Raw genomic sequence first — 2,381 nt, 5'->3', positions numbered from 1 at the left:
CAGCCCTTCGGGTTGCGGCTAAAAAAGCGCCACTCGTCGTTGCTCGTCACTCAGTTAGAACCACTAAATTCATTTCTCGCGCCTAGATTGGCGCTTTTTTAGTCACAACAGAGGCAACCAAATTAGTGTGAACAGGCCCTAAATACGTAGCAATAACTGTATGCAAATAAAGCAAAATAATTGCTTATTTATAATGGAGTGGGAGTGACGTCGCTTTTTGATCCCTTCTACTGTCAGGCCGCGTTGCGTAAAGCGATTAAACCGGAGGGAATGCAATGAGATTTCTGTTGTTGGCGGTAGCGGTGCTGGCGGTGATCTATATGGTGTTTATCGAGAGCAAACGCTCGCCTAGTGGGGATGACCGCCCGGAGGCGATCTACCAGCGCGAAGTTGAAAAGGCCCAGAATCTGGATAAAGTGATGCAGGATGCCGTCGACCGGCACGGCGAGGAAATGGACGGCACCAAGTAATGAGCACTGGAAAAGTTGCAGCCGCTGGCAGAGGCTATACCGCCGCCGACCGCGACTGGATGTTGCGGGCGATTGAGTTGGCCAAGCGCGCCGGCGAGGCGGGGGAGGTGCCGGTGGGCGCGCTGCTGGTCAGGGATGCGGTCTGTATCGGCGAGGGCTGGAACAGTCCCATTGGCCGTTGCGACCCCACCGCCCATGCCGAAATCAATGCTCTGCGCCAGGCCGCAGAGCAGCTCCACAATTATCGCCTGCCCAATACCACCCTCTACGTCACCATCGAGCCCTGCACCATGTGTATCGGCGCCATGATCCATGCCCGTGTCGGTCGCCTCGTGTACGGCGCCCTCGAGCCCCGCGCGGGAGCGGTAGTCAGTCAGTTGCAATTGCCCCAGTGCGGCCACTTCAACCACAAAATGGCAGTGGTGGGCGGTGTGTTGGCGGAACAGTGCGGTCAGTTGGTGATCGAGTTTTTCAGGGCCAGGCGCCAGGCCGGATAAGCGCCGGCTTTCCCCTGGCGAGGCTGCATTCTAAAGGGACAGCATCGAGCCGCCATGCCAGTCGCTGGTGTTGGGGATGTACGGTCGATTCTGCTGTTCTACCCGGCGCTGTTCTTCCAGGGCGTGCCAGCCCAGTACCGATTGGTAATGACGGATATTTTTTACATAGGCCACCGGTTCGTGTCCCCGGGCGTAGCCGTGTTTTACCGTGTTGTGGTATTTCGCCTGTTGCAGCAGCGGCAGGTATTCCCTGACATCTTCCCAAAGGTCGGGATTTTTCCCGGCGCGATCTGTGAGCACCCTGGCATCTTCCAGATGACCCATGCCGATGTTGTAAGCCGCCAGGGTGAGCCAGGTGCGGTCGGGTTCAGTGATGTCCTGGGGAATCCGCTCTTTGGTTTCCAGGAAGTACTTGACGCCACCTTCCAGGCTCTGCAGGGGATCGAGGCGATCTTCGACGCCCATCTCCCGGGCGGTGGGCAGGGTCAGCATCATCAGGCCGCGAACCCCGGTGGGCGAGGTCGCCAGATGATCCCAGTGGGATTCCTGATAGGCAATGGCGGCCACCAGTTGCCAGTCGAGCTGGTGCTCGGCCGCCACGGTTTTGAACATATCCAGATACTTCGACAGGCGGGTGTTGACGCGGGTCATGAACAGCTGGGAGCCGCCCTGGGTAAATTGATTCGACTGGCTCAGCACCCGTTTTTTCAGTTTTTCCAGTTCCCCGGATGCCTCGAAATTCTGGAGGAAGCTGTTGGCGGCGTCCAGCAGGCTGTGATCGCCATTGGCTGGAAATGCCCAGGCTAGGGGTTGTGGTTCGGAAATGTCGAAGGCGGCACGTGCCCTGGGGTAGATGCCTCGATCCAGCTGGTAGGAGTTGGAATCCACGATGGCATAGTCGGTTTCACCTGAATCCACCAGCGACATCAGGTCGAGCATCTCCAGGCCGGGCATTTCCCGCCAGGCCAGTTTTGGATGATCCTCTTGCAATTCTTTCAAACGCTCGCTGTGGGAGCTTTTGGGGATCACCAGCAGTTCTCCGCCTGCCAGATCATCAATGCTGCGCGGTTTCTTTGAGCCGTTGCGGTAAATCAGTTTCTGGGTGACCTGGTAATAGGGATAGCTGAATCGGAAGCGCTTTTTGCGTTCGGGTGTCACGGTTAAACCCGCCGCCGCCAGATCCCCAAGCGGCCCGCCTACCGCCACCAGCACACCCCCGACAGAGTCGCGGGTGGTGACTTTCAGTGACACGCCCAAATGCTTGGCAAAGGCCTTGGCCAGCCAGTATTCAAAGCCGCCCTGGCCCTTGGCGTTCTGGTAATAGGTGGTGGAACCCATCAGGGTGAGGACGCGCAATTCCCTGCGGTTCTGGACTTCCTCAAGGGTTGTCGGTGCCCGGCTGGTGGTCAGGGTG

Annotated in this window: 3 protein-coding genes; 2 read left to right on the top strand and 1 reads right to left on the bottom strand. The window is 58.1% G+C overall.

The window, feature by feature from the left end:
• Positions 1 to 275: 275 nt before the first annotated feature.
• Together ABY948_RS12150 and tadA are read left to right on the top strand one after the other, a co-directional pair.
• Complete coding sequence (locus ABY948_RS12150) at positions 276 to 470, top strand: hypothetical protein (RefSeq protein ID WP_461482798.1); 195 nt, start codon at positions 276 to 278, stop codon at positions 468 to 470.
• Positions 470 to 967 carry a tRNA adenosine(34) deaminase TadA gene (gene tadA, locus ABY948_RS12145; protein WP_461482797.1) on the top strand — a complete coding sequence of 166 codons (498 nt, stop codon included), beginning with the start codon at positions 470 to 472 and terminating at the stop codon, positions 965 to 967. The genes ABY948_RS12150 and tadA overlap by 1 nt, the downstream gene beginning before the upstream one ends.
• Before the next feature lie 30 nt (positions 968 to 997).
• Here the strand turns inward: tadA and mltF are convergent.
• Positions 998 to 2,381 (bottom strand): membrane-bound lytic murein transglycosylase MltF (gene mltF / locus ABY948_RS12140; protein ID WP_461482796.1); only part of this gene is annotated, 1,384 nt, incomplete at its 5' end.

The sequence above is a fragment of the Porticoccus sp. genome, assembly GCF_041592135.1.
GTDB lineage: Bacteria > Pseudomonadota > Gammaproteobacteria > Pseudomonadales > Porticoccaceae > Porticoccus.
Note: the sequence above shows the minus strand (reverse complement) of the source record. Positions and strands in the feature narration are given on the sequence as shown.